Origin of the sequence: Luteimonas cucumeris (assembly GCF_007830035.1) — a bacterium.
GTDB classification, from domain to species: Bacteria; Pseudomonadota; Gammaproteobacteria; order Xanthomonadales; family Xanthomonadaceae; genus Luteimonas_C; species Luteimonas_C cucumeris.
The window spans coordinates 86,516-109,627 of record NZ_VLKN01000005.1 but is presented as its reverse complement, the minus strand read 5'-3'; the positions used below and the strand labels follow the sequence as shown (position 1 = coordinate 109,627).

Annotated in this window: 18 protein-coding genes, 1 tRNA gene and 1 pseudogene; 6 read left to right on the top strand and 14 right to left on the bottom strand. The window is 66.0% G+C overall.

The features are described 5' to 3' along the window. Positions 1-9: 9 nt before the first annotated feature. Positions 10-636, bottom strand: a complete 627-nt coding sequence (gene imuA, locus IP90_RS11350; protein WP_144899763.1) for a translesion DNA synthesis-associated protein ImuA — start codon at positions 634-636, stop codon at positions 10-12. After that, positions 636-1,244, bottom strand: coding sequence for a transcriptional repressor LexA (gene lexA, locus IP90_RS11345; RefSeq protein ID WP_144899762.1), 609 nt, complete (start codon positions 1,242-1,244; stop codon positions 636-638). The genes imuA and lexA overlap by 1 nt, the downstream gene beginning before the upstream one ends. A gap of 114 nt (positions 1,245-1,358) precedes the next feature. Between lexA and IP90_RS11340 the strand changes: the two are divergent. Further along, positions 1,359-1,847: pseudogene (locus IP90_RS11340) on the top strand (pyridoxamine 5'-phosphate oxidase family protein); the annotation flags it as partial. On the opposite strand, the gene IP90_RS17010 reads toward IP90_RS11340, so the two are convergent. The 9 genes from IP90_RS17010 to IP90_RS11295 all read right to left on the bottom strand — a co-directional run bounded on the left by IP90_RS17010 (position 1,734) and on the right by IP90_RS11295 (position 15,090). Beyond that, positions 1,734-1,997 carry a GNAT family N-acetyltransferase gene (locus IP90_RS17010; RefSeq protein WP_425477110.1) on the bottom strand — a complete coding sequence of 88 codons (264 nt, stop codon included), beginning with the start codon at positions 1,995-1,997 and terminating at the stop codon, positions 1,734-1,736. The pseudogene IP90_RS11340 and the gene IP90_RS17010 sit on opposite strands and share 114 nt — an antisense overlap. A 319-nt stretch (positions 1,998-2,316) precedes the next feature. Then, positions 2,317-3,315 (bottom strand): N-acetyl-D-Glu racemase DgcA, encoded by a 999-nt coding sequence (gene dgcA, locus IP90_RS11330; protein WP_144899759.1) that lies wholly within the window; start codon positions 3,313-3,315, stop codon positions 2,317-2,319. Further along, complete coding sequence (gene dgcN / locus IP90_RS11325) at positions 3,300-4,343, bottom strand: N-acetyltransferase DgcN (RefSeq protein WP_144899758.1); 1,044 nt, start codon at positions 4,341-4,343, stop codon at positions 3,300-3,302. The genes dgcA and dgcN overlap by 16 nt, the downstream gene beginning before the upstream one ends. Positions 4,344-4,443: 100 nt before the next feature. Beyond that, the gene (locus IP90_RS11320) at positions 4,444-7,440 is read right to left on the bottom strand and encodes a TonB-dependent receptor plug domain-containing protein (protein ID WP_242007568.1); all 2,997 of its coding nucleotides are present in this window, start codon (positions 7,438-7,440) and stop codon (positions 4,444-4,446) included. Between the two features lie 114 nt (positions 7,441-7,554). Further along, positions 7,555-9,477, bottom strand: a complete 1,923-nt coding sequence (locus IP90_RS11315; protein WP_144899756.1) for a CocE/NonD family hydrolase — start codon at positions 9,475-9,477, stop codon at positions 7,555-7,557. Between the two features lie 28 nt (positions 9,478-9,505). Continuing rightward, positions 9,506-11,230 (bottom strand): gamma-glutamyltransferase, encoded by a 1,725-nt coding sequence (ggt, locus tag IP90_RS11310; RefSeq protein ID WP_144899964.1) that lies wholly within the window; start codon positions 11,228-11,230, stop codon positions 9,506-9,508. Between the two features lie 285 nt (positions 11,231-11,515). Beyond that, positions 11,516-12,418: a LysR family transcriptional regulator gene (locus tag IP90_RS11305; RefSeq protein WP_144899755.1), complete on the bottom strand. Its 903-nt coding sequence runs from the start codon at positions 12,416-12,418 to the stop codon at positions 11,516-11,518. A 206-nt stretch (positions 12,419-12,624) separates the two neighbouring features. Beyond that, a tRNA-Ile gene (locus tag IP90_RS11300) sits at positions 12,625-12,700 on the bottom strand. A 62-nt stretch (positions 12,701-12,762) separates the two neighbouring features. Next, a complete protein-coding gene (locus IP90_RS11295) occupies positions 12,763-15,090 on the bottom strand; it encodes a GH92 family glycosyl hydrolase (RefSeq protein ID WP_425477109.1) in 2,328 nt (775 codons plus the stop codon). Positions 15,091-15,250: 160 nt separating this feature from the next. Here IP90_RS11295 and IP90_RS11290 point away from each other — a divergent pair, with 160 nt between their 5' ends. The 5 genes from IP90_RS11290 (at position 15,251) to IP90_RS11270 (ending at position 20,628) form a co-directional block, all read left to right on the top strand. Next, a complete protein-coding gene (locus IP90_RS11290; RefSeq protein WP_144899753.1) occupies positions 15,251-16,318 on the top strand; it encodes a LacI family DNA-binding transcriptional regulator in 1,068 nt (355 codons plus the stop codon). Positions 16,319-16,373: 55 nt separating this feature from the next. Beyond that, complete coding sequence (locus IP90_RS11285) at positions 16,374-17,363, top strand: carbohydrate kinase family protein (protein WP_144899963.1); 990 nt, start codon at positions 16,374-16,376, stop codon at positions 17,361-17,363. Continuing rightward, positions 17,360-18,664, top strand: a complete 1,305-nt coding sequence (locus IP90_RS11280; RefSeq protein ID WP_242007566.1) for an AGE family epimerase/isomerase — start codon at positions 17,360-17,362, stop codon at positions 18,662-18,664. The genes IP90_RS11285 and IP90_RS11280 overlap by 4 nt, the downstream gene beginning before the upstream one ends. Next, positions 18,661-20,073, top strand: coding sequence for a glycoside hydrolase family 47 protein (locus IP90_RS11275; protein WP_242007565.1), 1,413 nt, complete (start codon positions 18,661-18,663; stop codon positions 20,071-20,073). Before IP90_RS11280 ends, IP90_RS11275 begins: the two co-directional genes overlap by 4 nt. Before the next feature lie 186 nt (positions 20,074-20,259). After that, positions 20,260-20,628 carry a nuclear transport factor 2 family protein gene (locus tag IP90_RS11270; protein WP_144899752.1) on the top strand — a complete coding sequence of 123 codons (369 nt, stop codon included), beginning with the start codon at positions 20,260-20,262 and terminating at the stop codon, positions 20,626-20,628. An 85-nt stretch (positions 20,629-20,713) separates the two neighbouring features. Here IP90_RS11270 and IP90_RS11265 read toward each other — a convergent pair whose 3' ends face one another. From IP90_RS11265 to IP90_RS11255, 3 genes are read right to left on the bottom strand one after another with little or no spacing between them, the layout of a single operon-like run. Next, positions 20,714-21,256 carry a hypothetical protein gene (locus tag IP90_RS11265; protein ID WP_144899751.1) on the bottom strand — a complete coding sequence of 181 codons (543 nt, stop codon included), beginning with the start codon at positions 21,254-21,256 and terminating at the stop codon, positions 20,714-20,716. 16 nt (positions 21,257-21,272) lie between these two features. Further along, positions 21,273-21,785 (bottom strand): EF-hand domain-containing protein, encoded by a 513-nt coding sequence (locus tag IP90_RS11260; protein WP_144899750.1) that lies wholly within the window; start codon positions 21,783-21,785, stop codon positions 21,273-21,275. Then, a complete protein-coding gene (locus tag IP90_RS11255; protein ID WP_242007564.1) occupies positions 21,782-23,014 on the bottom strand; it encodes a TIGR03032 family protein in 1,233 nt (410 codons plus the stop codon). Before IP90_RS11255 ends, IP90_RS11260 begins: the two co-directional genes overlap by 4 nt. Positions 23,015-23,112: the final 98 nt, after the last annotated feature.

Sequence of the window (23,112 nt, the reverse complement as noted above, 5' to 3'; positions counted from 1 at the left end):
GTGTGCGGCTCAATGCGCGGCCAGCGCGAACGCCTGCGCAGGCACCTGCCCGCCGCGGCATTTGCGGACGTGCCAGGCGCCCCGGGCTCGCGCTTCGCCGACGTATTCCAGACGCAACGCGGCCGGCGATGGATTGGCGAGGTGCTTGCGATCGCGCAGGGCGAACCCCAGGCAGTCGCCGCTGTCGGCCGCCACCTGCAGGCGCCGCAGCGAGGACGCATCGGCGTTCTGCGGCCAGCCGAGTACGGCAGCGCAGGCGCCACTGCGCAGGCATTGTTCGAACGCCCACAGTGCGTCGCGCGGCGCGGCATCCACGATCTGAAGATGCGCCAGTTCCACGCCCGCCGTCTGCCAGGCCGGCGCGTAGGGGAGGTATGGCGGCGCCACCACCACCACGATGCCGCCGGCCTGGGTCAGGCGTGCCAGCGTCGGCCACAGCAAGGCCAGTTCGCCCACGCCATCGGCCGGCACCAGCAATTCGGTCAGCGCGCGACGCGGCCAGCCGCCCTGCGGCAACAACGCATCGAGCGCGGCATGCCCGCTGGGCTCGCCATCAGCGGCGCGCTGGGCGCTGCGTCCGGCGCGCCACAACGTCTGCGCGGTCAACAGCGTATCGAGGGCGACGACGGCGCCCATCAGCCCTGCCGTACCAGTCCGCAGTAGATGCCTTCGATGGCGAAGTCCTGGTGCGGTTCCACCACGATCGGCGCGTGCGCGCGATTGCGCGGCAGCAGGCGGATCTGCCTGCGCCCGCGTTCGAGACGCTTGATGGTGATTTCGCCATCCACGCGCGCCACCACGACCTGGCCGCTGCGCGCCTCGCTGCTGCGGTGCACGCCGACCAGGTCGCCATCGAGGATGCCATCGTCGACCATCGAGTCGCCCTGCACCTTCAACAGGTAGTCGGGGGTGAGCGAGAACAGGCTGCGGTCCAGCCACAGCTGCTGGTCCAGGCCGATGTCGGCGCCGATCGGCGAACCGGCGGCGACGCGTCCCAGTACCGGCAACGACACCAGCTGGCCCGGCCCGCGCCCGCCGACCATGCGGATGCCACGCTTCTGGCCCGGCGCCAGCTCGATCAGGCCATCGGCCACCAGCGCCTGCACGTGCTTCTGCGCGGCATTGCGCGAGGCGAAGCCGAATTCGGCGGCGATCTCCGCCAGGCTGGGCACGTGTCCATGACCTTCGATCCGGTCACGGAGGAAGGCCAGCACGGCGGCGCGTCTGGGAGGCAGGGTTTCCATGGTGTACATTTGTACACCTTCCGGTTGCATTTGACGAGACTGCCGGGCATTCGCGCCCGATGACGGCAATGCTCGACAAGCAGACGCCCGGCGTGATCTGGTTTCACATCGACCGACAATGCTTTGGCACAGCAGACGGCCGCGCCGGTTTTGGCGTTCTGCACCTTCGCATCGAAAGGCCACGAACTGTTCGCGACGATCAGTGGATCGCTGCACGCCCGGCTGGATTGCGAAGTAATCGATCGCCTCTGGAATTCCTTCATCGCCGTGGTACGAGATGGCAAAGACGATCCCAAGCTGGCGCTGCTCCGCTTCGTACCGGCCGAGGCCGAGATCTGGCTCAACGAACACAGTCTGGTCGCGGGCTTGAAGGTGCTGATGGGTCGCGATCCCAAGAAGGATACGAAGACAAGGTGGCGAAGGTCGATCTCTAATCGACATCCGTGTTCGCTAAGCAAACTTGGCCTGTGTTTGCACTGGCATGCGCACTTAACGGCGAGGTCTGCGAAGCATGGGCATGACGAGCGGTGCCGCACCAATTTGGAATTCGCCTATCACCTCGAAACCATGGCGCTGGTAAAATGGGACGTTCTGCGGTTTTGACGCCTCGAGGTACGCCAACGCTTGTTCCTGGTCGCAGCGGACGAGAGCATGGCGCATTAACGCCGCTCCGATGCCTTTGCCTCGCGCATTCGGGTCGACGCCAATTTGCGGCAAATACCAGTGAGCCTCCCGGGGATGCGATTGTTCCATCTTCTCGAACGTCGCAAGCAGGTCATCAAGGTGTTCGCGTTTTGCTGTGTCGCGGAGCATCTGTTCAAGAACCTCGCCGTTGGGCTCCACACCGGGAGGCAACCAGAGTGCGGCGCCGCAGATCTCGCCAACAGCGACACGTGGCGCGGGATGACGTATCCGGCGATCAGGCACAAGCCGCCGCAAGCCAGGGTCTGCACGGGATCGAGTGTCAGCACGCCGTTACTCCTTCAACGCAACGCGTTCTGGCGTACATCGCGGCGGTGCGGGCGTCGGCGTCGTGCGCATGGCGCGGGGATGCCGCGCCGTGACCGGTCGATCATGCTCCCCAGAATCCCGGCTGCGGCGGTACCAGCAGGCCGTGCCTGAGGTGAACGCCGTCGGCGTAATCGTCCTTGAGCCATAGCGGGCCGTCGAGATCGATGAATTCCGCCTCGCGCGCCACCTCCAGCGCCGGCGCAATGCCGACCGAGGAGCACACCATGCAGCCGACCATGATCCTGAAACCTTCGGCGCGTGCCGAGCGCAACAGGCGCCAGGCCTCCGTCAGTCCGCCGGTCTTGTCGAGCTTGATGTTGACCGCTTGGTAGCGCCCATGCAGGCGCGGCAGGTCGGCCGCCACGTGGCACGACTCGTCGGCGCATACCGGAACGCGCGGAACGAAATTCAGAAGCGCTTCGTCCGCGTCCGCGGGCAGCGGTTGTTCCACCAGCTCCACGCCCGCGCTCTCAAGTTCGGACTGCAGGTCACGCAGCAGATCGATGTTCCAGCTCTCGTTCGGATCCACGATCATGCGTGCGTTCGGCGCAGCGCGGCGCACCGCGCGGATCCGCGCCATGGGCTCGTGCGCGTCGAGTTTGATCTTGATCAGCACGTTGGCCGGTCCGGCGCCGGCCAGGCGCGCGGCCTCTTCGCCCATGCGCTGCGGCGTGTCGATGCCGATGGTGATCGCGCTGGTCAGCGGCAGCGGCGACGGCCGCGCCAACCCGGCCCACACCGGCACCGACGTCAATCGCGCCTCCAGGTCCCACAGCGCAGAGTCCAATGCATTGCGCGCGGCGCCTGCCGGCAACCGTGCCTGCAGTTCCTCTCGCCCCATGCCGCCGGCCACTTCGGCGCGCACGCTTTCCAGCTGCGCCATCACCGAATCCACCGATTCTCCGTAGCGCGCGTAAGGCACCGATTCGCCGCGTCCGGTCGCGCCGCCTTGCTCGAGTTCGACCAGCACCACCTCGGCGGCGTGCTTGACGCCGCGCGCGATGCGGAACGGTGCGACCAGCGGGAAGCTGCAGTGTTTGACGGTCAGTTCGCGAAGCATGAGAGCAGATGGTCCACGATGGCTTCGACACCCATGGTGACGGGATCCTGGCAGGGCAGGCCCAGAAGGTCTGCGACCTCGCGGCACGTCGCCTGCGCCTGGTCGGCCGGCAGGCCCGACGTGTTGAGCGCGACGCCGATCGCTTTCACGTCGGGATTGGTCAGGCGTGCGGCTTCCAGATTGGCTTCCAGGCAGCGCGCGAGTTCGGGCAATGCGTAGCCGGGCAGCCCGCGCATGTGCTGCCTGCCCGGTTCGTGGCACAGCACCAGCGCATCGGGCTGCGCACCATGCAGCAATCCCAGCGACACGCCGGCGTAGGACGGATGGAACAGCGAGCCCTGTCCCTCGATGAGATCCCAGCCGCCGTCCAGGCGCGCCGGCGAGATCGTTTCCGCCGCGCCGGAAATGAAATCGGCCACCACCGCGTCGACGGGAATGCCGGCGCCGGCGATGAAGATGCCGGTTTGCCCCGTCGCGCGAAAATCCGCCTTGCAGCCGCGCTCGCGCAGGCTGCGCTCTATCGCCAGCGTGGTGTACATCTTGCCGACCGAGCAATCCGTGCCAACGGTGAGCAGGCGCCGGCCCGACCGGCGTCGGCCGTTGCCGACCGCGATGCCGCCCATCGGCGTACGCGCGTCGAACAACGCGCGGCCGTTACGTTGCGCGGCCGCGACGATGCCCGGGTTGTCGTGCAGTTTCTGGTGCAGGCCGGCGACGACGTTGAGTCCGGCGTCGAGCGCCGCGATGGCATCGGCGACGATCTGCGGGCCCATCACGCCGCCGGCGTTGGCGGTGCCGATCACCATCGTGTCCGCGCCCTCGGCCTTGGCCTGGTTCCAGTCCATGTCGCGAAGGCCGAGCGTGGGCACGCAATCCGGTCCCCGGTATTGGCCGACGCACGATTCCGGGCGCCAGTGCGCCAGGCCGCGTGCCGTCTTGATCGCCAGATCGTCGATGGCGTTTCCCAGATACAGCAGGTAAGGCGGGTGCCAGTGCGTGGTCCGTGCCGCGTCGCCAGGGGTGAACATGGAATCGTTGCTCCAGACGGCAACCGTGCCGCCGACGAATTGGGAGGGAGAGAGCGCTCGCCGACGTCGTCGCTCCGCGCGACGGCAGCGAGCGGGTGGATCAATAATCGTAGGAAACGCTGAGGCGCACGTACCTCGGCTCCTGCGTCGACAGCGCCTGGCCGTAACGCGGATGGGGCACGTTCGGCGCGGACTCGCTGCGGACATAGATGTTGGTCTCGGCCTTCGCGTTGAACACGTTGAACACGTTCACGCTGAAAGCCAGCTTGCCTTCGGCGAACGAAGGCCGGTAGCTCGCACCGAGATCGAACTGCCGTATCCACGGCAGCCTGCCGTGGGATCCGGGCGGCGAAGGCTGTCCGTTGCAGTAATGGTAGATGCCGCCGTAGGCCGCCGGATCGGTGTGATCCGGACCGTAGTAGCTGAGGCAGACTTTCGGTGCGCCGGAAATCAGGCGCAGGTTGCCCGACACCGTCCACTCGGGCGCCAGCTGGTAATAGCCGAAGACCTTGAACTGGTGCTTGTGGTCGTTGTTCATCAGGCCGTTGGTGTGTTCCATGATCTCGGCGTAGTCCCAGTCCTGCGTGGTGGACGTGAACGTCTGGCCGATGTCCGAGCGCAACTGGCCCTCGGTGTTGCCGTAGTTCTTCGAGTACACGTACGACACCATGCCGTACCAATCGTCCTTGAACGGACGCTCGAGCATGAACTCCGCGCCGTAGTACTTGCGCTTGAGGCGTTCCCAGCCGAACTCCTCGTGCGTCAGCGGAACGTCGACGTAGTTGCCGCTGGTATCGCGCAGCACGAACACGTTGGTCTTGCCCGGGTTGATCAGGTAACAGCTGTTGGTGCTCTCGATGTCGTAGCCGAGGCTGGCCGCCTTGTCGGCGACCTGCTCGATATCGCAGAAATCGTCGATGGCGTTGCGCAGGATGCGGTTGGTGAGCTTGACCCCGTACACCCAGTCTTCCCGGAACTCGCGGGTAAAGCCCAGGATGAACTCGTCCTGGTATTCGGCCTTCAGGTCGCGTGCCGTCACCGTCTTGGGATCGGGCAACTGGCCGAAGTAGTTGTTCGGCGCGACCAAGCCGGAAATCGGCGTCAGTTCGGTCGGCACGCCGTTGGCGTCGATGCCGCCGTAGGTGAAGTATTCGCGCGTCTGGATCACCGCGCCGGCGGAGTTGATCGACGGATTCAGCGGCAAGCCGAGGTAGTAGCGGCCCATATTGCCGTAGACCTTGAAGGTCGAATCGCCGTTCACGTTCCAGCTGAAGCCCAGGCGCGGCGCCCATTGCGGCTTGGTCTGGCGGATGTAGGCGTCGCCGTCGCTGTTGTAGTTGGTGAACTGGTCGTTGCGCAGGCCCAGCGACAGCAACAGGTTGTCGGTGACCTGCCAGCGGTCCTCGATGTACTGCGCCCGCTGCGTGGAGCGGATGGTGGCCAGGCTGTTGTCGATCGCCTTGACCACGTAATAGCCGTCCTCGCCGTTGGGGAAGCCGCCGGTCGCCGGCACGCCGAGGCCGGTGGAGATCGGCACATTGGGATCGGATTCGCCGTAGCGCCAGATGTAGCCCGGGCCGGTGGGGATCGATCCCTGCGCGACGGCCTGGGCCCGCTGGTTGTCGATGCCGACCGAGATGGTGTGGTCGCCCAGCACGTAACTCAGGTCGACGCGGAAGTTGGACGTCTTGTTGCCGCGGCGCGGATCGGTAACCGAAGACACGATCTGCGCGTTGCCGATCGGCGTGCCGCCGTTGAGCGCGGGGTTCTGGTCGCTGATGCCGTCGATATAGACCAAGTCGGGATCGTAACCGGCCGGGCTGGCGTAGGCGCGTGTTTTCATCTCGCCGTACAGCGCACTCACGGTGAGGTTTTCGGTGAGGTAGCTGGTGTACTTGGCCACGTACAGATCGCCGCCGTCCTCGGTGGTATCGGCGCCGCTCACGAAGCCTTGCCTGGACAACGCGTTGAAGTCGTAGTCGTAAACGCTGCCCTGGGTCTTGACTTTGGATGAGGCTCCGGTGAGTTCGAAGAAGTTGTTGTCGTTGATGCTCCAGTCGAGCTTGGCGTACCAGCGCGGCTTCCTGTGCTGGTACTCGAGATAGGGATAGGCGGAGGTCACGTTGCCGACCGTGTCGCCTTCGGCGCGTTCGTATTCCACGCCCGCGAAGAAGAACAGCTTGTCCTTGAGGATCGGGCCGCTGGCGTAGACCGACGCGGTGCTGGACCAGCGCGTATCGCGGCTTTTGGGCCAGTACATGTCGTCCGCCACCGGTGATTGCGGCAACGCGTTCTCGTAGCGGACGTCGTCCCGGCTCTCGCGCAGCGACGACGGCTCCCAGATCAGGCTCCCGCCGAATTGCCACTCGTTGCTGCCGCGCCGGCCGATCGCATTGATCACGCCGCCGTCGGAACGGCCGTACTGCGCGCTGTAGCCACCGGTATAGGTTTCCTGCTGCTCGATGGCGCCATACGGCATGGTCAGGCCGCCCAGACCTTTCAGCGGATCGGTGGTGTTGAACCCGTTGATGTAATACGCGTTCTCGCTGGCCGACGAACCGCCGAAGCTGACCAGCGACTGGCCGGTCGCGCTGCGGAAGCCGCCGCTGTTGTCGACCACGCCCGGGGCGAGCAGCGCGATGGATTCCGAATCGCGGCCCAGCGGCAGCCTGGCCAGTTGCTCGCGGGTGATGACCGTGCGCGAGTCGACGCTGGACACGTCGATGGGCGGGACCGCTCCCGCCACGACCTGGACGCTGTCCAGGCTGGTGATCGCGCCGCTCGCGCCGGCGAACGACACCTCGATGTTCGAACCCACCAGGACGGTCACGGCGTTCCTCTGCTCCACCGTCTTGCCGTCGCTGATCAGCGTGACTTTGTATACGCCGACCGGCAGTTGCGGCGACTGATAGCGTCCGCCGGAAACGGGAAGCTCCCTGCGCAAGCCGCTCTGGCCTTCGATGACGACCGTTCCCTGATCGACTGCCGATGACCGGCCGAAGATGCTGCCTGTGGTGGACTGCGCCGACGCCGTCGACGCCATGCCTGCGATGATCGATGCTGCCAGCACAGCGGCCCTGATTGTTGCGGTTCTCATTAGCTTGCGCTCTCCCATCCAAAGCGGTTGGCACCCGGCCGTAGTGGCCGGCGTTCTTGCGATTGCCGGAATCCGCCGAATGCGGCGGTGTCGGACGATGCGGATCGGTCGTTGCTAATGCCGCCCCCGTGGAACGATCGGCAAGCCGATCGAGCTCGGTTGCGAAGGCGTATGCCAGATCTTTTGCGATGCCTGCCGGTAGTCCCCCGGCTTGGCGAAGAAAATGCTGTCGACGTAGGTTTGCGGGTTGCGGTCGTAAAGCGGGAACCAGCTGGACTGCACCTGCACCATGATCCGATGGCCCGGCCGGAACAGATGGTGGATGTTCGGCAGCGCGAACGCGTAGCGCTGCGGTTTGTCCGGTTCGATGCGCGCGGGCCGCGCGAAGTCGGTGCGGTAGCGGCCGCGGAAGATGTCCATCGACAGCGGGAACTGATAGCCGCCCATCGGCGGGTCGGACGGATACGTGTAGGGGTACACGTCGATGATCTTCACCACCCAATCACTGTCGCTGCCGCTGGTGGACGCGTACAGGTCGACGGTCGGCGCGCCGGACATCTGCACGGGTTCGGTCAGCGGTTCGGATACGAAGCTGAGCACGTCGGGCCGGCCGTCGACGAAACGCTGGTCGGCGACCGCCCACGCTATCCGGACATCGGCATCGGCGACGCCGTTCGGCCGCGGCAGGTTCGGCACCGGACGCAGCGGATCGGAGACGTAGCCGTCGGATTCGGCCTCGCCTATCGCCGGCGGTGCGAAATCCAAACGGCCGCAGGCGCGCAAATAGATCGGCGTGGATTTTGTCGCGCAACCCGCGGCGCAGGCCAACGGCCAACGTTGCGCCTGTTCCCAGCGGTTGCTGCCGGCGTTGTACACGTTCACCGGCGCCAGCGTCGCCTTCGGCGCGCCGTCGACCAGGTGGCTGTCGAAGAACGGCTTGAGCATCTCCTCGCGGAATTGCCGCGACGTGTCGCCGCTCCACTTGAACACGCCCAGCGTCGAACCGTTGAGACTCTGCTGGCCGTGGTACCACGGCCCCATCACCAGGTAGTTCATGTCGTTGCGGCGGTCCTTGGGTTCGACCGCCGCGTAGGCGTGCGGCGCACCCCACATGTCGACGTGATCCCATAGGCCGTGCACCCACATCGTCGGCACCTTCAACGGCCGCGAAGCGAGGATGCGATCGACCGCCTGCTCGCTCCAGAACGCGTCGTAAGCCGGATGCGCGATGATCTTCTGCCAGAACGGCAACTGCTCCAGGCCGGCGGCACGGGCGTAGTCGCCGGCCGATCCGGCCTGCAGATACGTGGTGTAGTCGTCGTAGGCCGGCTTGGGAATCGACGGGCCTTTGCCCTTGGTCGATGTCTGGCCGGTGAAGTATCCGAGGTTGACGTTGCGGAACGCACCGTGGTGAAACCAGTCGTCGCCCATCCAGCCGTCGATCTGCGGGTTCTCGGGCGCCGCCACTTTCAACGCCGGATGCGGATCGATCAACGCCATCGCGACGGTGAAGCCGTCGTACGAATGGCCGACCATGCCGACCCGGCCGTTCGACTCGGGCACGTGCTTCACCAGCCAGTCGATCGTGTCCCAGGCGTCGGTGGAATCGTCCACCTTGGCGTCGTTGATGGTGCCGCGCAGCGGCGGCGCCATGAAGTAGTCGCCCTCCGAGCCGTACTTGCCGCGTACGTCCTGGTAGATGCGGATGTAGCCGGACTCGACGAACACGTCGTCGCCGAGCGGCAGCGCGTCGCGCAGCAGGCGCGCGCGCTTGCCCAACGCCAACTGACGCGCGCTGTAGGGCGTGCGCGTGAGCACCATCGGCGCATCGCTGGCGCCGTTGGGAACGACGACGACGGTGTAGAGCCGCGCGCCGTCGCGCATCGGGATCATTTCCTCGCGCACGGTGTAGTCGAACATCGAGGCGGGAAAGGCGAAGTGCGCCGGTATGTCGGGCGTGTTCGGTGTGACCTGCGCGGCGCTGGACGCTGTCACGGCCAGCAGGCACCCCATCGCCGCGGCGATGCCGCGTCTCATGGCGTAGCTGCTCCGGCGTTCTTCGCCGTCATTTCACTGCTTCGACCTTGCCCATACCGGCGCTGCTGCGCGGGTCGCTGGCCGCCGACAGACGGTGGGCGACCTTGTCCCAGGTCACCACGTTCATGTTGCCCCACGGGCGCCGTTCGTTGAGCGTGTGGCCCATCGCACGCAGCTTGGCGATCGCCTCTTCGGACAGGCTGCCCGGTTCGTAGTCGACGCGGTCCGGCAGGTACTGATGGTGGATGCGTTTTTGCGCGGTGATCTCGCCGGCGCTCTTGCCCTCGATGAAAGCGAGAATGCCTACGAGCACCTGGGTGATGATGGTCGATCCGCCTGGCGAGCCGATGACCGCCAGCCGGTCCTTGCCGATGACGAAGCTCGGCGACATCGAGGACAGCATCCGCTTGCCGCCCACCGGCGCGTTGGCCGAGCCGCCGATCAGCCCGAATGCATTGGGCTGGCCCGACACCAGCGCGAAGTCGTCCATCTCGTTGTTGAGCAGGATGCCGGACGTGCCCGCCACGAAGCCCGAACCCAGGCTCGTGTTGACCGTGGCCGTCATCGACACCATGTTGCCGTCCTTGTCGATGATCGAGAAATGGGTGGTGTGCATGCCCGGCTCTGGCGCGTGGGCGGCCGGCAGCCATTCGGACTTGGTCGCGCGGTCGCGCAGGATGCTTTGCCGCAGCCCGTCGGCGTAGTGCCGCGACAGCAGCATGTCCAGCGGCATGTCGACGAAGTCCGGATCGCCGAGATATTGGTTGTGGTCGCGGAACGCGCGACGCATCGCCTCGATCAGGTAATGGGTGCGCTCGGTTTCGCAGAGTCGCTCGAGATCGATCGGCGCCAGGATGTTCAGCATCTCGGCGATCGCCACGCCGCCGGACGAAGGCGGCGGCGCGGTGATTACCGTGTGGCCGTCGAAAGCCAGTTCGATCGGCGCGCGTTCCTTGGCCTGGTACGCGGCCAGGTCCTCGAGCGTCCAGGTGCCTCCGGCGGCTTTCACCGCTCTCACCATTTCTTGAGCGACTTCGCCTTTGTAGAAACCATCCGCGCCGCGCTCGGCCATCGTCCGCAACGTGCGTGCCTGGTCGGGGTCGCGGAAGATGCCGTCGGTCTGCGGTGGTTTCCCACCCGGCATGAATTTGCGCACCGACGCGGGATAACGACGCAGCACCTCGGCCTTGCGCTCGATCGAACTGGCCAGCGCCGCGGTAGGACGGAATCCCTCCTCGCCCAGCTTGATCGCCGGGCGCAGCGATTCGGCCAAGGGCAACTTGCCGTACTTGCTTGAAATATGCGCCAGCCCCGCGGGAAAACCCGGAATGCCGGCCGCGAGCGGACCGTTGAGCGAAGTATCGCGATTAGGCGTGCCGTCCGCCTTCAGATAATCCGACTCGCGCACGGCCTTCGGCGCCCTTTCGCGCGCGTCCACGAAAATGTTCTTGCCGGTGGCGGCATCGTGGATCAGCGCCAGGAAGCCGCCGCCCATGCCGGACGCTTCCGGCTGCACTACCGACAGCGACGTCGCGACCGCGACTGCCGCATCGACGGCATTGCCACCTCGGGCCAGCGTCTCGAAGCCGGCTTCGGTGGCTAACGCGTTGGCGCTGGCGATACCGGCCGCTCCGGGCTTGGTAACATCGCGCGCCTGCGCCGACAGGCCGAGTGCGGCCAGTGCCAACGCCAGCATCGCGCGGCCGATAAGGGAATGCCTGCATGACGGCGAAGCGAGTTTTTGCGTTGCCATCGATCGTCGCGCGCTGCGGTCGAACATCACGCGTCCCCCGGACGTGTCTAGCCGCAGCATAGGCACGGGCGCTAGCGCGCCTCCAATGAAAAGAACCGGTGAATCCATAACCCTGGGTTATGGAAAATGCGCAGCGAGCGGCACACGGAACCGATCGCGATCGGAAGCTGCAATTTGCAGAAATCGTCGGTGCGAATTCATTCGCACGCTCTTGCCGCAAAGCGTGCGAATGAATTCGCACCTACAGAAGCAGCTTGAACTCTTGCCCGGAAGATCGATCGCCGATCAAACGTACGACAGCATCTTCTGCGCCAGCCGGCGCACATGGGCCAGAAACCGCTTCTGCACCGGATTCAACGGGCTGTCGAGGCGGTGGACGGCATATAGCGTCACGTCCAGTTCCAGTTTCAGCGGTCGCATCTGCACCTCGTCGCCGTCGGTGCGCCAGGCGGTGAACGGGTCTACCAGTGCAAGGCCATGGCCTTGCGCAACCAACGCACGCGCCAGCTGGTAGGTCTGCACCCAGACCGAAACGCATGGCGCAGGGTCCACCTGCTGCAGATGGCTTTGCAGCATGCGGCCTAACGCATCGTGCACGGTGATGCCGACCATCGGTTGTCCGGCCAACGCGGCGATCGGCACGGGGCGCGATAGTTCCTTTTCCGGCCACCACCCCGGCGGCGCGATGAGCATGATGCGGCCGTGGCACAACGCCTCTTGGCGCAGGCCCTGATGACCGGCGTCCTGCAGGGTGAGGCCGATGTCGGCCTCGTGCAGCATCAGCGACTCACGCATCTCCGCCGAGTGCTGGGTGAACAGCTCGGTCGTCGATCCAGGAAAATCCGTGCGCAGCAGCGTCGCCGCTTTCGGAACCAGCATGTGCGCCAGCGTTGGCGTGCAGGTGACGCGCAACGGCAGGCTCTCCGATCGTCCGATGTTCGCCGTCAGGCGCTGCAGGTCGTGCATTTCCTGGACGATCTTCTCGGCGCGATGGCGCAGCAACAGCGCTTCCTGGGTCGGCAGCAGGCGCCCGCGCACGCGGCTGAACAGCGCGAATCCGAGCTGCTGTTCGGCATGCTGCAGCACCTTGCTGGCGGCCGGTTGCGAGATGCTCAGCATCCGCGCCGCGCCGGTCAGGCTCCCGGTCGTCAGTACCGCATGGAAAAGTTCGATGTGGCGCAGGCGCATGCTATCGCTTCAACTCCCTGCTCCGGAGCGACGCAGTCCACCAGATCGGGCGCCGTCGGGCAAGAGACTGCGAAAGCGTTCCGGAGGTTTCGAAATGTCCAGTCTGGTAGGACGTCGCCAAACATCGACGAAAATGCATTCGCCAGCCGCGCTCGACTCACGATAGGCGTTTCGCTAAACGCGACACCGGTCAACCGATGACGCGATGGTGGGCCCACCAGGACTCGAACCTGGAACCAAAGGATTATGAGTCCTCTGCTCTAACCATTGAGCTATAGGCCCGAACTGCGCGCGTAGTTTAGAGGAGCGCGGGGCCCGCAGCCATGTTGCCAAGTGATGCGCGCTCAGCGCCGCGACAGCGAATACGGCTGCTGGGACGGATGCGTGCCCCACTCGCGGTTCGGTTCGGCCTGCATGGTGAAGCGCAGCTCGCCGCCGGCCATGATCTCCTCGTGGCGCAGGAAGGCGCGGTCGAGCGGCTTGCCGTCCAGTGTCGCGCTGCCGATGTAGGGATGCGCGTCGTCGAGTCCGTCGGCGACAATGGTGAAGCGCTTGCCATTGGGCAGGTTGAGGGTGGCGCGCGGCAGGAACGGGCGGCCGATGATGTATTCGTTGCTGCCCGGCGCGACCGGATAGAAGCCGAGCACGGTAAATACGTACCACGCCGACATCTGGCCGAGGTCGTCGTTGCCGGCCAGGCCGTCGGGCGTCGGCTTGTATTGCGTATCCACGATCTGCTTGACGCGCGCCTGCGTGCGCCACGGTTGTCCGGCATATGCGTACAGGTAGGCGACGTGGTGGCTGGGCTCGTTGCCGTGCGCATACCAGCCGATCAGGCCGGTGATGTCTTCCATGTGCTCGAACACCGACGGTTCGACCTTGGCGTCGAAAACCTCGTCGAGCCTGGCCAGCAAGCTGTCCGCGCCGCCGTGCGCCTGTGCGAGTCCGGCCACGTCCTGCGGCACGTACCACGAGTACTGCCAGGCGTTGCCTTCGGTATAGTCGGTGCCGTAGCCGCTGGCATCGGGATCGAAGGGTTCACGGAAACTGCCATCGCGCTTGCGCGCGCGCATGTAGCCGGTCTTGGGATCGAAGGCATGCTTCCAGTTCGCGGCGCGCTTTTCGAAGGTGGCGGCGATGTCCTTGCGCCCCATTTCGGCGGCCATGCGCGCGATCGTCCAGTCGTCGAACGCATATTCCAGCGTCTTCGACGCGGCCTCGCCTTCCTCGTCGATCGGCACGTAGCCGAGTTCCATGTACTGGCGGACGCCGTCGTAGGGACCGTAGCTGGCGCTCGCCACCATCGCCTCGAGCGCCTCGTCGGCGTCGTAGCCGCGGATGCCTTTCATGTAGGCGTCGGCGATCACCGGCACGGCGTGGTAGCCGATCATGCACCACGTCTCCAGGCCATGGAACGACCATACCGGCAGAACGCCGTACGGACTTTCGCGACGCGAGGCGAGCAGCGAGTTGACGATGTCGTTGTTGCGCTGCTCCGGTTGCACCAGGGTCAGCAGCGGGTGCAGCGCGCGATAGGTGTCCCACAACGAGAACGTCGAATAGTGGGTGTAGCCCTTGGCCTGGTGCACGGCATTGTCGGGACCGCGATAACGGCCGTCGCTGTCCATGAACAGGCTCGGCCCCATGAAGGCGTGATAGAGCGCTGTGTAGAAGCTCTTGCGCATCGGTTCCGGCGCATCGATGTCGATCGCACCCAATGCCTGCGCCCATTGCGCCTTCGCGGCGGTGCGCACGCCGTCGAAATCCCAGGCCGGCACTTCGGCATCAAGATTGGCGATCGCACCGGCCTCGCTGACCGGCGAGATCGACACCTTCACCAGCAGCGGCTCGCGCGATGCGTCGCCGAAGTCGAACGTGCCGACCAGCTGGCGGCCTTCGATCTGCGCGCGCTGCGCTGGATCCTTGTCGCCCGGCGGCGGGAAGCCCTTGTACGCGACGTCCTGCTCGGTGTCGTGGAAGGCATGGCCCTTGACCGGACGCGAGAAACGCATCGCGAAATAGAGCTGGCGGCCCGGCGCCCAGCCGCGGGTCTCGCGGAAGCCGGTCACGGTACCGTCCGGTTGCAGCCGCAGGCGCGACCACTGCACCTTGCCGGGGTAGTCGTACATGCTGGTGCGCAGGTCGACCAGCACGTGCGCCGGCTTGCCCTGCGGGAACGTGTAGCGATGCACGCCGACGCGCGCGGTTGCGGTCAGTTCGGCGCGCACGCCGTAATCGTCGAGAGTGACGGCGTAGTAGCCGGGCTCGGCGCGTTCGTCGTCGTGACGGAATCGCGAGGTGTAGCCGCTGCCGGGCTTGTCGGCGTCGCCGCGCTCCAGCCGCACGTCGCCCGCGATCGGCATCAGCAGTACGTCGCCGAGATCGGAATGACCGGTGCCGGAAAAATGCGTGTGCGAGAAGCCGACGATGCTGCGGTCGTCATGGCGGTAGCCGGCGGCCCAGTCGTAGGCGTCCTTGCGCGGCTGGATGCGCGTGTCCGGACTAAGCTGGACCATGCCGAACGGCACCACCGCGCCGGGGAAAGTGTGGCCCTCGCCTCCGGTGCCGATGAACGGGTCGACGGCGGCAACGGCGCGGATCCCGGCATCGCCCGCGGGCGCAGCCGCAGGCGCGGCAAGGGCGCCGACCAACAAGGAGATGCCCACTGCCATCACCGCACCTGCCCTGGCCTTCGTCATGCCTGTCCCCGCCTGTTTGGATCGGTCCAAAATACAACCCTAGCATCCGCCTGCGAGGTCGGCATGCTGCACCGCAAAATGCCATGTGGCGGGTTTGCCGGCAGGATGCAGTGCAATTGGACCGATCTAAATCATGTCGATGAACTCCGCCCAGGCCAAGCGCGTCACCGTGTCCGACATCGCCGCCGGATGCGGCGTGTCGCGTGCCACGGTCTCGCTGGTCCTGCGCGAAAGCCCGCTGGTGCACGCCGATACCCGCGCCCGGGTGCAGGCCGAAATCGTCCGCCAAGGCTACGTCTACCACCGCGGCGCGGCCAGCCTGCGCCGGGGCACTTCGAACGCGGTGGCGCTGGTGCTCAACGACCTGTCGAATCCGTTCTTCGCCGAGTTCGCAGGCGGCGTCGATGCGGTGCTGGCCGAGGCCGGCTACGTGATGCTGCTCGGCAGCACCGGCGAGTCGCCGCAGCGCCAGCAGGCGGTACTCGCTTCGCTGATCGAACACGATCCGGCCGCGTTGATCCTGTCGCCCGCCGAACACAGCGAGCCCGCGCGCCTGCAACGGCTGCTGGGCACGCGCATGCCGGTGCTGGTGTTCAACCGCGCGCTCGGCGATGACGAACCGGGCGATGGCTGGGACTTCCTGGCGCTGGACAACCGCAACGGCGCGCGCATGGCGACCGAACACCTGCTGGCGCAAGGACATCGCGCGATCGCGTTCTTCGGCGGCCATCGCGACTCCAGTTCCTGCAGCGAACGACGCGCCGGTTATCGCGATGCACTCGCCGCCGCCGGCATCGAGCCGGATCCGCAATGGCTGGTGGAATGTGCGCCGACCCGACTCGAAGCCACGCGTCAGACGGGCGCGCTGTTCGCGCGCGATCCTGCCCCGACCGCGGCGGTCTGCTACAACGACGCGGTCGCGCTCGGGCTGATCGGCGGCCTTGCCGCACGCGGACGCCAGGCCGGCCGTGATTTTGCGGTGGTCGGTTTCGACGACATCCCCGAGGCCGCGGTGTCAACGCCTCCGCTTTCCACCATCGCCGTCGCGCCGCGCGAACGCGGCATGCAGGCCGCGCGCCTGATACTGGCACGCTTGCGTGGCGACAGCGACCTGCCGCGCCGGATCGTCGCGCCAGTGCAGCTGCGTGTGCGCGCCAGCAGCGTGGTCGCACCGACACTGTCCAACGGAGCCTCTGCATGATCCATCGCCACTCGCCGCATCCCGCGATCGAACGATCGATCCGGCGCACGTGCTGATGGCCGCCGCGCGCACCACCATTGCCTGCTTCGGCGAGGCGCTGATCGACTTCCTCGCCAGCCCCACGACGACCGACGGCGCGCCGCGGCAGTTCACCGAACACGCCGGCGGCGCGCCGGCCAACGTCGCGGTCGGCGTGGCGAGACTCGGCGGCAACGCCGGTTTCATCGGCATGCTGAGCGAAGACATGTTCGGCGATTCCCTGCTGTCGCAGTTCCGCGCCCATGGCGTCGATGTCGCACAGGTCCGCCGTACCGATGCGGCGCGGACCGCGCTTGCATTCGTGTCGCTGGCCGCTGACGGCGAACGCAGTTTCAACTTCTATCGCCCGCCGGCAGCCGACCTGCTGTTCCGTCCGGAGGATTTCGATAGCGCCGCTTTCCGCGAACTGGCGATCTTCCACGCCTGCTCCAACAGTCTCACCGAGCCCGGCATCGCGGACAGCACCCTGCATGGCATGCAACTGGCGACTGATGCGGGCGCACTGGTCAGCTTCGATCTCAACCTGCGGGCGGCACTGTGGCCGCGCGACAGCGATCCGTTGCCAACGCTGTGGCGCGCACTGGAACGCGCGCACCTGGTGAAACTCAGCCGCGAGGAACTGGCTTTCCTCTCGCGCGGCACCCATGAGCACGATGTCAGAGAACGGCTGTTCGCGCATGCGGCGCAGGCCGTGGTGGTCACCGATGGTGCCGCACCGATCCGCTGGTGGACGCGTTCGGCACGCGGCACGGCGGCGACATTCGCTGTCGATCCGATCGACACCACTGCTGCCGGCGACGCCTTCGTCGCGGGACTGTTGAATCGTATCGTCGCGCATGGGCTGCGCGCCGACGACTTCGGCGGCGCATTCGCGGACGCCGCCGTGCGCGACGACCTGCTGCGCAATGCCGCCGCAAGCGGTGCACTGGCCACCACGCGTTTCGGCGCCTTTGCGGCAATGCCCGATCGCGCCGACGTGCAAGCCCTGCTGGAGAACGCCCCTTGAACCTGCCCGCCACGCCGACGCCCGACTTCGCGGATCCCGCGATGCTGCGTGCGCATATCGCCGACACGATGGCGTTCTACCATCCACGCGCGATCGATCCGGAAGGCGGCTTCTTCCACTACTTCCGCGACGACGGCAATGTCTACGATGCGTCGCATCGGCATCTCGTCAGCAGCACGCGTTTTGTCTTCAATTACGCGATGGCGGCGCGGGAATTCGCCGGCGAGCGTCTGGCACGCGAATACCTCGATGCCGCCGCGCATGGCCTGCGCTACCTGCGCGACGTGCATCGCGACGCGGCTGGCGGTGGCTATGCGTGGACCTTGCGCGATGGCCGGCCAGAGGACCGCACCCGACACGCCTATGGCATCGCCTTCGTGATGCTGGCCTATGCCAGCGCGCGCAAGGCCGGCATCGACACCGCTGCATGGATGGACGAAACCTGGGCGTTGCTGGAAACGCGGTTCTGGGATGCCGATGCCGGGCTTTACCGTGACGAGGCCGATGTCGACTGGCATTTCTCGGACTATCGCGGCCAGAACGCCAACATGCACCTGTGCGAGGCGTTGATCGCTGCGTTCGAAGCCAGTGGCGAAGCACGTTACCTGCAACGTGCGCTGCTGCTGGCCGACCACATGACCCGTCGCCAGGCCGCACGCGCCGGTGGACTGGTCTGGGAACATTACGATCGCGACTGGAACGTCGACTGGGACTACCACCGCGACGATCCGAAGCATCTGTTCCGCCCGTGGGGATTCCAGCCCGGCCACCAGGTCGAGTGGGCCAAGCTGCTGGTGCTGCTGCACGAACACCTCGGCGCGCGCGATGCGGCACCGCAGTGGTTGTTGCCGACCGCGTGCCACCTGTTCGACGCCGCGCTCGCGCACGGCTGGGACGGCGAATACGGCGGTATCGTCTATGGCTTCGCGCCTGAACCGCTTCGCCACGCATCACCGGCGCGCGGCACACCGCTGGCCGATGTCGCCACTGCCACGACGTGGTTCTGCGACGACGACAAGTATTTCTGGGTACAGGCCGAGGCGATCGCCGCCGCCGCGCGCCTGTTCGCCGCGACCGGCGACGCCCGTTACCGCGACTGGTACGAGCGCACATGGCGTTATGCCTGGCAGCACCTGGTCGACCACGGCCATGGCGCCTGGTATCGCATCCTCGACCGTCGCAATGCGAAGTACAACGACGAGAAGAGCCCTGCCGGCAAGACCGACTACCACACCATGGGCGCCTGCCACGACGTACTGGCAGTGATGCGCACCACCACTGCCTTCGGAGCACGCGCATGAGAACGATGCGGCATATCTTCTTCGCCGGACTGGCGTTGTCGTTGCTGGCCGCCTGCGCTTCGCAGCCGCCATCGACCGAGGCGCCGGCCGTACGCGATGCTGCCGTCGCCGCCGCACTCGCGCGGCAAGGCGCCGACGCGGCCATGGCAGCGCGGGTGAAGGCCGAGTTCCTGCATGCATGGAACGGCTACAAGCAGCATGCCTGGGGCCACGATGCGCTGCTGCCGCTCAGCAAGGGCGCGCGTGACTGGTACGGCGAATCGCTGTTGATGACACCAGTGGATGCACTGGACACGCTGCTGGTCATGGGCCTGGACAAGGAAGCCGACGAGGCGCGCGAACTGATCGCGACGCAGCTATCGTTCGACCGCGACCTCGACGTGAAGCATTTCGAGATCGTGATCCGCCTGCTCGGTGGCCTGCTGTCTTCCTACCAGATGACCGGCGACACGCGCTTGCTGGCGCTGGCCGACGACCTTGGCACGCGCCTGCTGCCAGCCTTCGATTCGCCGACCGGCCTGCCGTACGTCTACGTCAACCTGCGTACCGGCAATGCCCACGGCGCGGAAAGCAATCCGGCCGAAGCCGGCACGCTGCTGCTCGAATACGGCACGCTGGCGCGACTGACCGGCAAGCCGGTCTATTACGAGAAGGCCAAGCGTGCATTGGTCGAAACCTACCGGCGGCGTTCGCCGATCGGCCTGGTCGGCGAGCGCTTCGACGTGGAAACCGGAGACTGGACACGCACCAAAACCCACATCGGCGCGCGCATCGATTCCTACTACGAGTACCTGTGGAAGTGCTGGCGCCTGTTCGGCGATCGCGACTGCCTGGCGATGTGGAACGACAGCATCGCCGCGGCGAATCGCTACCTGCCCGAGGAAGTCGACGGCATGCTCTGGTACGGCCACGTCGACATGGCCACCGGCGGACGCGTGTCGAGCCAATACGGTGCGCTGGATGCGTTCATGCCCGGGCTGCTCGCGTACTCGGGCGATCTCGACCGCGCCAAACGGCTGCAGGCCTCGTCCTTCGCGATGTGGCAGGTGCACAGCATCGAACCGGAAGCCTATGACTATCGCAGGCGCGTGGTGACGCAGGCCGCGTATCCGCTGCGGCCGGAGATCGTCGAATCGGCCTGGTACCTGTACCGCCTGACCGCCGATCCGGCATACCGCGACATGGGCCGCGTGATGTTCGATGACTTCGTGAAGCACACCCGCACCGACGCCGGCTTCGCGGCGCTGAAGAGCGTGGTGACCAAGGAAAAGGCCGACGACATGGAGAGCTTCGTGCTGGCGGAAACTTTCAAGTACTTCTACCTGCTGTATGCCGCGCCGGAAACGCTCGATCCCGGCGTGGTGGTGCTCAACACCGAAGCGCATCCGCTGCGGCCGATCGTGCAGTAGCGGTCAGACCGACGCTTGCTTACGGGAGCGGCTGCGACTGCGATAGGAGGAAACGACGGCCATGCGAATCAAGGTCGCGACCAAGGCACTCCATGGCAGCGTCTTCCGCTTCGCGGAACGACTGCTGACAACAGGCTGTCAGCAGATCTGAACCAGACTGTCAGCTCCCAACACAGGAGCACGCCGATGAATACCCAGCAGGTGGCCGAGCGCCTCGCCGCGCTGTGCCGCGAAGGAAAGTACGAACAGGCCCAGAAAGAACTCTATGCCGATGACGCGGTCAGCATCGAGATGAACGACATGAAATCCGGGGCGCTGGGCAATGTCAGCGGGCTGGCTGCGATCCGCGAGAAAGGACGCACGTGGAAGGAGAACATCGTGGCCATCCATGGCGGCAGCGTCGGCGATCCGATCGTGGCCGGCGACTGGTTCAGCCTTGCGATGAGCATCGATGCGACCTACAAGGACATGGGCCGGGTCGACATGCAGGAAATCTGCGTCTACCGGGTACGCGACGGAAAGATCGTGCTCGAGCAGTTCTTCTACAACACCTAACGACAGCGGCCGCTGGCATCGCAGGTCACGGCCTGCGCGGCAGGCACGCAGCCGCATGCACTCCCGCGTGCTGCGCGTGCGGATTTCAGCGGCGCTGCATGACCGCCTGTCGTAATGGCGTCGGCGCCATCAATCTGGCGCCTTCGAAATACGACACCCGCAGCTGCAGGCCACGCGGCGAATAACCGATGAAGGTCGAGTCGGCTTCCGGCACGTAAGCCTGCTTGTAGTACGCACCCAGATAGCCGCTCTCCAGTTCCAGCAGCACGCCCAGGGATTCGGGCGCCGGCAGGCTCGCGTTGTAGGCCTGCAGCACTTCCCTGGCCCTGTTGTAGAACGGGATGACCTGGTCCTGTCCCCGTACCGCCGTGGAGAAGAACAGGCGGTAGTAGTACATCGGCTGACGCAGGCGTGGCAGCACGCGGATCACCGCGGTACTGACCGCGCACAACGCGCCGTCGCCACCGCGCGCGATGCATACCGCCTCGTTCGCGCGCGCCTCGGCACGGGTCGGGTCGCCGATGGCGTGGTTGTGCTTCCAGAATGCGAGCAGTTCGGTCTTCAGTTCCGCCGTCACCTGTTTCCAGACGGGGGTCACGTCGAAGGTGACGGGATCGCGCTTGCTCATCAGGCGATGTCTCGATTTACTTGGTTGGAGGGGCGCTACCGGTCTGCCTGGCGCTCAGGCGCTGCACGAGCGAAGCGTATTCGGCGAATTCGAGCTTCTGCGAACGGTCGCTGTCGAACTCGGCGAACGGCGGCGCCGAACCACCCGCACGCTTGACCAGCATCATGTTGGGGTACTCGTCGCGGTCGATGCCACCGTCCTTGTCGGTGTCGAGCTGCTTGAACTGTTGCTGCAGCCGCGCTTGTCCGGTCTGCGCGCCGCCGCGGCGCAAGGCTTGCCAGCCTGTACGGAACTCGGCCAGGCTGAGTGAGCCATTGTGGTCGGTATCGAATGCCTTGAATGCGGCGTCCACCTGCGCCGGCACCGGCTCGGCGCGCAGCGCGGACGCCGCCGGCTTCGCAGCGGTCGTCGGGCTTGCCGATCGCACGGCGGCCGCCGGCGCGGCCTGGGTCTGCGCAACCGTCGTGCCGGCGAAAGCCATCGTCGCTACGGCCAGGAGCGCCGCCGGGATCCATGGCGTGTGGTTCATGCGGGTTTTTCCTCCGTCGGGATCTCGGATTCGAACGTGATCAGGTCGCGGATCTCGCTGGTACGCAGGCCGATCATCATCGGGTTGCGCACGTTGGGCAGGAAGCTGATGTCGAATATCTCGGTGATGTCGCCTTCGAACCGGATCCAGTCGCACACATCGCCATTGGTCAACGACACGATCTGCACCCCACACCATGGATCCGAATCGCGCTTGCGCAGTTCCTCGTCCAGCGCCAGCCCCTCGAAGCGCTGGTTGCGCGGCTTGGACAGACCTACCGCCGCGACGTTGCCGATGATCGACAGCCCGCGCAGGAAGCCCGGGAAGAACGCCAGTGGAACGAACTTCTTGGTGGCGAAGTCGACCCAACCCAGATGGCCGGTGCCGGCATTGAGCACCCACAGCTTGCCGTTCGCCCAACGCGGCGAGTGGGGCATCGACAGGCCCTCGCACACCACCTCGTCAGTCTCGATGTCGATCACCACGCCGCCGTCGTGGCGGCGGTCGCGCCAGCCGTCGACCGTGTCGCTGCGGCACACCGCGGTGACGTACTTGGGCCGACCATCGACCATCGCCAGGCCGTTGAGATGGCAACGGTCCTCCGGCGCCAGCTTGCTGACGAACTTCGGCTTCCAGATCGCCTTGAAGCTGTGGGTCTGGCTCAGCTCGGCCAGGCAGGAATACTTGGTGTTGACGAACACGACCTTGCCGTTGCTGCGGATGCCCAGTTCGTGGATGTCGAGGTCGCCGATGGTCTGGGCGTTGCGCGGCACGTAGCACTTGTCGTACTGGCCGTGGATCACTTCGTTGGAACGCAGCACGTTCTCGAAGCGCCACAGCTGGTACAGGCTGCCGAGATAGATGCGCTGGGCATTGCCGACCACGCCCATCGCACGTTCGAAGATGCGTTCGAAGAACGACACCCGGCCCTGCTTGTCGCTGCCGACCAGGTAGATGCGTCCGCTCTGGTAGGAGGTGATCGCCAGCGATATGCGGTTGGCGGCGAGCCAGCCGGCGAGGCTGCGCGAGCAGGTCTTCTCGACCTTGAGGCCGGCCTGTTTCACCGGCGGCTTGGCCACCTTCGCGCCGGGCGCGGCCTTCGCGGCCGGCGGTTCGGGCGTCTGCAGCCCGGTTTCGAGTTCCTTCGGCTCGCTGCCCGCGGCGGCGGAGGCATCTGCAGCGGCCACGACGGTGGCGTCGTCGTCACGCTCGTTGGTCTTGGCGGTCAAGCCGATCTCCCTAAGCTGTGTCGCGTGTCCGAATGCTCGCACATTCGCTTCCGATGCGCGCGTCATGTGGACGACGATGCTCCGGAGCGAACGCGGCC